The organism is Streptomyces sp. NPDC020489 (genome assembly GCF_044386545.1).
In the GTDB taxonomy this organism is placed as follows: Bacteria; Actinomycetota; Actinomycetes; order Streptomycetales; family Streptomycetaceae; genus Streptomyces.
Genome location: NZ_JBIRUZ010000001.1, coordinates 40814 through 47915, shown reverse-complemented (window position 1 = coordinate 47915; position 7102 = coordinate 40814). Strand labels below are relative to the sequence as shown.

General features: G+C 72.7%; 6 protein-coding genes. 4 read left to right on the top strand and 2 right to left on the bottom strand.

All coding sequences use genetic code 11. From position 1 onward, the window contains the following. Positions 1–127 precede the first annotated feature (127 nt). On the bottom strand, positions 128–1060 hold the full coding sequence (locus tag ACH41F_RS00195) for a ScbA/BarX family gamma-butyrolactone biosynthesis protein (RefSeq protein ID WP_391241338.1): 933 nt from the start codon (positions 1058–1060) through the stop codon (positions 128–130). A 219-nt stretch (positions 1061–1279) separates the two neighbouring features. Between ACH41F_RS00195 and ACH41F_RS00190 the strand changes: the two genes are divergently transcribed. The 4 genes from ACH41F_RS00190 to ACH41F_RS00175 all read left to right on the top strand — a co-directional run bounded on the left by ACH41F_RS00190 (position 1280) and on the right by ACH41F_RS00175 (position 4802). Next, positions 1280–1906 (top strand): ScbR family autoregulator-binding transcription factor, encoded by a 627-nt coding sequence (locus tag ACH41F_RS00190; RefSeq protein WP_398831813.1) that lies wholly within the window; start codon positions 1280–1282, stop codon positions 1904–1906. An 18-nt stretch (positions 1907–1924) separates the two neighbouring features. Further along, entirely contained in the window at positions 1925–2656 is a 732-nt protein-coding gene (locus ACH41F_RS00185; protein WP_398831810.1) for an HAD family hydrolase, read from the top strand. Then, complete coding sequence (locus tag ACH41F_RS00180) at positions 2653–3441, top strand: glucose 1-dehydrogenase (protein ID WP_391241329.1); 789 nt, start codon at positions 2653–2655, stop codon at positions 3439–3441. Before ACH41F_RS00185 ends, ACH41F_RS00180 begins: the two co-directional genes overlap by 4 nt. A gap of 134 nt (positions 3442–3575) precedes the next feature. Beyond that, positions 3576–4802, top strand: a complete 1227-nt coding sequence (locus ACH41F_RS00175; RefSeq protein ID WP_398831807.1) for an MFS transporter — start codon at positions 3576–3578, stop codon at positions 4800–4802. A gap of 592 nt (positions 4803–5394) precedes the next feature. Here ACH41F_RS00175 and ACH41F_RS00170 read toward each other — a convergent pair. After that, complete coding sequence (locus ACH41F_RS00170) at positions 5395–7071, bottom strand: AMP-binding protein (RefSeq protein WP_398831806.1); 1677 nt, start codon at positions 7069–7071, stop codon at positions 5395–5397. Between the last annotated feature and the right edge of the window lie 31 nt (positions 7072–7102).

Below are 7102 nucleotides of genomic sequence, written 5' to 3'. Positions count from 1 at the left end.
GGGGGCGGGCCGCTCCCGGGGGCCCCGGGGGGGGGGGGGGGGGGGGGGGTGGGGGCGGCGCCGCCCCCGCCCGGGCCGGGGGGGGGGGGGCCCCCCCGGGGGGCCCCCCACCCCTCGCGTCGTGGTGTCACAGGGCGGCGGCGGTCTCCAGGGTGACGTCGGCGGAGAAGATGCGCAGACCGTTCTGTTCCAGGGTGACCAGGACCCGGCGCCGGCCCTGCGGGTCGGAGGGCAGCAGGTCCGCCCAGACATGGCAGGGCGCGTCGAACTCGGCGTACCGGGTGAACTCCGTCTCCATCCCGACGACCGTCGAGGGACGGTCGGTCACGGCGTGGGCGGCCTGGCGGGCGGCCTCGAGCAGGAGCATGCCGGGGGCGTGGTCGACGGGGTGGTCGAAGAGGACGGGGTGGGCGAGGTCCACGCGCAGCTGCCAGTGTCCGGGCCGGTCGTCGGTGGCGGAGAGCACCACGTCCTCGGGGCGGGTGCGGGCCACCAGCTCCGGTGCGACCGGCGGGCCCGGCGGCAGCGCGTCGGCGGTGGCGCGGGCGAGGTCGGCGTAGCGTCCGCGCAGGCGCTGGTAGACGACGGGCGGCTGGTTGTTGAAGCGGGTCCGGGCGGTGCCCAGCCGCTGTCCGGCGAGCACGACGTCCACGGCCATGGTCAGCGCGGCCAGCCGCGAGCCGCGGCGGACTATGTCGGAGCAGGTGATGTGCAGGTCCACCTCGGCCGGGGCGGTGGTGACCATCATCGCGACGGAGTTGAGGTCGAAGTGCAGGTGCTCCCAGGCCTGGCGGTGCCCGAAGGGGACGCCGTAGGCGACGTGGGAGAGCAGAGGCACGGCCTGGCGGACCGACTCGGCGAGCAGCAGCGGGTCGTGGAGCCCGTGGACCGGGTGGTAGAAGGAGTGGGCCCGCGGCCAGTGGGCCGAGACGCGGTAGGAGTCGCGGCCCAGGACCCGCCACGACGAGAGCAGGACCTCGGCGCCGTTGGTCTTGTGCACATGGTTCTGGTGCACGGCCATGACGGGACCCGCCAACTCCTGCTGGAACACTCCGGACATGCTTCCCCCAAAAAGTTCGGATGTGTGAAGGCGTCTCCAGAACGCCTTCAACAACATAAAGAGCGTTCTGTTTTGAAACACCAAGTACAGGCAAAGGATTCTTCAGCGGCGAGTCAACTCAAGTAGACTCCTAGCAGATCTCCCCAGACCGAAGGGTTGCCAGGGCGGACCCTTCGGCCGATAACATAAGGAACGTTCTACTTCTTGGGAGGTGCAGCCATGACCGGCGCAAAGCAGGAACGCGCAGTGCAGACCCGGGAGACGCTTCTCCTGGCGGCCGCCGAGGTCTTCGACGAGTTCGGCTACGCCGGGGCGAGCATCAACCGGATCCTCAAGCGCGCCAAACTGACCGCTGGAGCGCTCTACTTCCACTTCGAGTCCAAGGAGGGCCTGGCCCGGGCGGTGATGAACAGCCAGCCCGAGACCATCGTCCCGCTGCTGGAGTCCCACGGCCTCCAGCGCCTGGTGGACATCACGGTCACCTGGGCCCGCCGGCTCCAGGAGGACCCCCTGCTGCGGGCCGGTGTCCGCCTGACCAACGAGCAGGCGTCCTTCGGACTCCAGGAAGCCGCCCCGTACCGCGCCTGGGCGGGGATCATGGCCGACTGCCTGCGGGACGCGCACGAGCGCGGGGAGTTGCAGCCCGGGGTGGAACCGGACGAGGTGGGCGAGTTCATCGTCGAGGCGTGTACCGGCATGCAGATGTTCTCGGCGGTGGCCAGCGGCCGCACCGACCTGATCGAGCGCGTCACGAGGATGTGGCGCCTGCTCCTGCCCGGCATCGCGGTCCCCACGATCGTCGCCCGCACCGAGACCGGCGCGGACCGTGCGCACGTGGCGGCCTGACCGTTTCACGGAGGATTGATGTCCCTGCCCACGCCTGCCCCGAGCGGTTTCGGCCGCCTGAGACTCGCGGCCCTCAATATCGACGGAGTACTGCTGAACGACACGTTCAGCCCGGTGATCCACCGCTTCATCACCCGCAACGGCGGCCGGTACACGGCCGAGCTGGAACGCTCGGTCTTCTCCCGACCGCAGCGGGTCGCGGGGCGCAACATGGCCGCCGCGCTGCCCGGCGACATGACCGGTGAACAGGCGCTGGCCGCCTACTTCGAGGAGCGGGACGCCTATCTCCTCGACCACCCGGTCACCCTGACCCCGGGCGCGATCGCCCTCGTGGAGCGCCTGCGCGCCCTGGGCCTGCGCACGGTGTGCTACGGCGGTCTGGGCGCCGAGCACTTCGAGCGGTTCCTCGGTGACTGGGCCGAGTTGTTCGACGGGCCCCGCTACGTCTGCACCAACGACTTCCGGCCGGGGCTGCGCGAGATCACCACCGAGCTCTTCGGACTCCGGCCCGACGAGGCGGTGTTCGTGGACGACGTGGCCCGGGTCGCCGACGCGGCACGGGAGTTGGGCACCGGGTTCATCGGGCACCCCACGGACTTCGCGCACAGCTTCCAGCCCCGGCTGATGCGGGAGGCGGGCGTGCGCCACCTCGTGGACTCGCTGGACGCCATCGACGAGACCTTGCTGCGGACCGTCGACGCGGAGCTGACGGACCACACCTTCTGGGCGAGCGAGGCGGTGCCGGTATGAGCGACACCCCTTCGGCACCCCTCACGTCACCGGCGCTGGCCGGCAAGGTCGCCATGATCACCGGCGCCTCCAGCGGGATCGGGGCCGCCGCCGCACGGCTGTTCGCGCGGGAGGGTGCGGCCGTCGTGGTGACGGCCCGGCGCGACGAGCGGTTGCGGGAGCTGGCCGAGGAGATCACCGGCGCCGGCGGACGGGCCCTGGCCGTGCCCGGCGACATCACCCGCGCCGAGGACGTCGAACGGGTCGTACGCGCCGCCGTCGACACCTTCGGGCGCCTCGACTGCGCCTTCAACAACGCGGGGTTCGCCACCGCGGGCACCCTGCTGCACGAGATGGACGGGGACGTCTACGAGCGGACCATGGACGTCAACGTGCGCGGCGTCTGGAACTGCCTGTCCCATCAGATCCCCGAGCTGCTCAAGGGCGGGGGCGGCACGATCGTCAACACCTCCAGCGTGGCCGGACAGCGGGCGACGGGCGCCTCGGCGGCGTACGTGGCCGCCAAGCACGCGGTCCTCGGACTCACCCGGGCCGCCGCCGCGGAGTACGCCCAGCGCGGCATCCGCATCAACGCCCTGGTGGTCGGCAGCACCCGCACCGAGATGATGGACCAGGTCATCCAGGAGCTGCCGCAACTGAAGGAACGCTTCGAGGACGAGACGCTCCAGAAGCGCATGGCCGACCCCGCCGAGGTGGCCCAGGCCGCCGTCTGGCTCTGCTCCGAGCGCTCGTCGTTCGTCACCGGCGCGGCGATAGCGGTCGACGGCGGCGCCACGGCCGTCTGACCCCCGGTCGCTGTCGACTCCCCCAACTCCCTTGAACCCAGAGCTACTTGGGGCAGTCGACAGCGACAGGGGACCCACCTCGCTGATGTCCTTGCAGACGTAGGAGTCCTCGTACGACTGCGAAGGAGTCAGCCGTGTCAGCCGCGTCCCGGACCGTCGCCACCACTCATCTGGTCAAGACCCGCCCACCCCACCGACCACCACCCGCGCACCGGGCGCCGCTCGGCGTCCTGGGCCTGAGCGCGTTCGTGGTGGGCACCGCCGAGTTCGTCGCCGTCGGCGTGCTGGACCGGATCGCCGACGGGCTGAACGTCTCCGTCACCGCCGTGGGTCTGCTGGTGACCGCGTACGCGCTCGGGGTCTGCGTCGGCGGCCCCTCGCTGACCGCGCTGACCATCCGGGTGCCACGCCGGCTGCTGCTGTGCTGTGCGCTGGCGGTCTACGCGGCCGCCAACGCGCTCGCCGCGCTCGCCGCCTCCTTCGCCGTGCTGGTGGTGGCACGCGCGGTCGCCGGGGCCGTGCACGGGCTGTTCGTCGGGGTCGCCTCGGCCGCCGCCGCGAGCCTGGTCGGGCCGGAGCGCAAGGGGCGTGCGGTGGCCGTCGTCTTCGGCGGCATCGCCGCCGCCAACCTGCTCGGCGTACCGCTGGCCACGTACGCGGGCCACGTCCTGCCGTGGCAGTCGGTGTTCGCGGGGATCGCGGTGCTGGCCTGTGTCGCGCTGGGCCTGACGCTCGCGGTGATACCGCAGGTCGAGAACAGCGGGCAGGGCGAGCTGCGCGCCCAGACCCGCTACCTGCTGACCGCACCCCCGCTGCTCGCCCTGCTCACGGCGGTCCTGGTGTTCTGCGGCCAGTTCACCGTGTTCACGTTGCTCGGCACCTATCTCCAGAAGGTCACCGGCGTCTCCGGCAGCGCGGTCGGCGGGTACCTGCTGGTCTTCGGCGCCGCCGGCACCGTGGGCACCCTGGCCGGCGGCCGCTTCGCCGACCGGGACGCCGGCACCACCCTGCGGGTGGCCGGCGTGGTGCTCGCGGCGGACCTCGCGGTGCTCTACGCCGTCGGCTCCGAGCCCCTCGCCGTCGCCGTCTGCCTGGCCGTGTTCGGACTGTTCGGCTTCGGCCTGGCCCCGGCGCTGCAACTGCGCACCATCGAACTGGCGGGCCCGGCCGGCGACCTGGCCTCCACCCTCGGCGCCTCGGCCGGAAACGCCGGCATCGCAGCCGGCTCGGCCATCGCCGGCTGGTACGGCGCCCGCTACGGCGTCACAGGCCTCCCCCTGGCAGGCGCCACGATCTGCGCCCTGACCGTCCCCCTGCTGTGGACCCTGCGCCACCTACACCCGACTACACCGACTCCTTGACCCACCCCACGCCCGACACCACCGCCCCACACCAACCGCGCCCGCGAGACAGCAGCCTGTGGGCGGCTGGGCGGGGCGGAGGGCGGGTGGGACCCGGCGGGGGCGGAGGCCGGGTGTGATCCAGCGGGGCCGGAGGCTGGGCAGGGTTCTGCGAGGCCGGAGGTCGGGTGTGACGCGGCGGTTCCGGAGGGCGGGGCGGGCCGGAGGCCGGGTGCGACCCGGCGAGGCCGGAGCCCAGACCTGGCCCTCCGAGGCCAGAAGCCGGGCACGCCCCTGCGAGACAGAAGAGCAGGCGCGACCCTGCGGAGCTGGACCCCAAGCACGACCCTCCGAGGCCGGAAACCGGGCGCAACCCGGCGGGCCCCGGAGCCCAGGCACCGCCCGGCGTGACCGGCACAGGCACAACCCCCGCAAGACCCGCGCCCGGCCGCACCCCCGCCCGACCCGAGAACCGGCGCGAGCCGCAGCGGTCCGGCGGGGGCCGAGGACGGGCGCGTACCGGCCACGATCCCCCGCCGCCCGGGGGCAGCGCGCTGCGGCCGTCACCCGAGCGGGGTGACGGCCGCAGTGCGCTGTGCGGGCGGGCGCCGGGTCAGCGGAAGTCCTCCTCGCGGTACTCGGCGTCGGAGCCCGCGGCCGTGGCCTCGCGCAGCTCGATGCGGCGGATCTTGCCGGAGACGGTCTTGGGCAGCGGCGCGAACTCCAGCCGGCGGATGCGCTTGTAGGGGGCGAGGACCTGCCGGGAGTGCTCGAAGAGCACCTTCGCGGTGTCCGGGCCCGGCTCCCAGCCCTGCGCCAGCACCACGTACGCCTTCGGCACCGCCAACCGCAGCTCGTCCGGCGCCGGCACGACCGCCGCCTCGGCCACCGCCTCGTGCTCCAGCAGCGCGCTCTCCAGCTCGAAGGGGGAGATCTTGTAGTCGGACGCCTTGAAGACGTCGTCGGCCCGCCCGACGTAGGTGAGGTAGCCGTCCGCGTCCCGGGAGGCGATGTCCCCGGTGCGGTAGTAGCCGCCGGCCATCGCCTCCGCCGTACGGTCGGCGTCACCGTGGTAGCCGGTCATCAGACCCACCGGCCGGGCCGAGAGGTCCAGCGCGATCTCGCCCTCGGCCGCGCCCGGCGCCCCGGAGACCGGGTCGAGGAGTTCCACCGTGTAGCCGGGGCTGGGGCGGCCCATCGAGCCTGTCTTCAGCGGCTGGCCGGGGGTGTTGGCGACCTGCACGGCCGTCTCGGTCTGGCCGAAGCCGTCCCGGATCGTCACCCCCCACGCCTGCCGCACCTGCTCGATCACCTCCGGGTTCAACGGCTCCCCGGCCGCCACCACCTCACGCGGCGGAGTCCGCAGCTGGCCGAGGTCGGCCTGGATGAGCATGCGCCACACCGTCGGTGGGGCGCAGAAGGTCGTCACCCCCGCCCGGTCCATCTCCGCCATCAGCCGACCCGCGTCGAACCGCGTGTAGTTGTGGATGAAGACCGTCGCCTCCGCGTTCCACGGCGCGAAGAGGTTGGACCAGGCGTGCTTGGCCCAGCCCGGCGAGGAGATGTTCAGATGCACATCACCGGGCCGCAGCCCGATCCAGTACATCGTCGCCAAGTGCCCGATCGGATAGGACACATGGCTGTGCTCCACCAGCTTCGGCAGGTTGGTCGTGCCGGAGGTGAAGTAGAGCAGCAGGGCGGTGTCCGCCGGGGTGGGCCCGTCGGGGACGAAGTCGGCGCCGGCCGTGCGCAGTTCGTCGTACGGCAGCCAGCCCTCGGGGGCACCACCGACCGCGATCCGGGTGTAGCCGCCGGGCACGTCGTCGAACTTGGCCGTGTCCTCGGCCCGTACGACCACGTGCCGCACCCGGCCTCGGCCGACCCGGTCGACCAGATCCGCCGGGCCGAGCAGCGGGGTGGCCGGGACGAGCACCGCACGCAGCTTCATCACGGCCAGCGCGGTCTCCCACAGCTCCGCCTGGTTGCCGAGCATCACCAGGACCCGGTCACCGGCGCGGACCCCGGCCGACCGCAGTCCGACGGCGATACGGTCCGAACGCTCGGACAACTCGGCGAAGGACAGCCGGGTCTCGCCGCCGTCCTCCTCCACGATGTGCAGGGCGGTGCGGTCGTTGCCCTCGGCGATGACGTCGAACCAGTCCAGGGCCCAGTTGAAGTGCTCCGGGCGCGGCCAGGCGAAGCCCTCGCAGGCCGCGGTGTAGTCCTCGCGGTGGGCCAGCAGAAAGTCCCGGGCGGCCCGGAACTCCTTGGTGGCTACGGTCTCCGGCACAGTGTCTCCTCTTTCCTGCGGCTCGCTCGGA

What these genes read in the sequence shown, in the direction of transcription:
- ACH41F_RS00195 (WP_391241338.1), bottom strand. Translation starts at nt 1,060, where the DNA reads ATGTCCGGAGTGTTCCAGCAGGAGTTGGCGGGTCCCGTCATGGCCGTG.
- ACH41F_RS00190 (WP_398831813.1), top strand. Translation starts at nt 1,280, where the DNA reads ATGACCGGCGCAAAGCAGGAACGCGCAGTGCAGACCCGGGAGACGCTT.
- ACH41F_RS00185 (WP_398831810.1), top strand. Translation starts at nt 1,925, where the DNA reads ATGTCCCTGCCCACGCCTGCCCCGAGCGGTTTCGGCCGCCTGAGACTC.
- ACH41F_RS00180 (WP_391241329.1), top strand. Translation starts at nt 2,653, where the DNA reads ATGAGCGACACCCCTTCGGCACCCCTCACGTCACCGGCGCTGGCCGGC.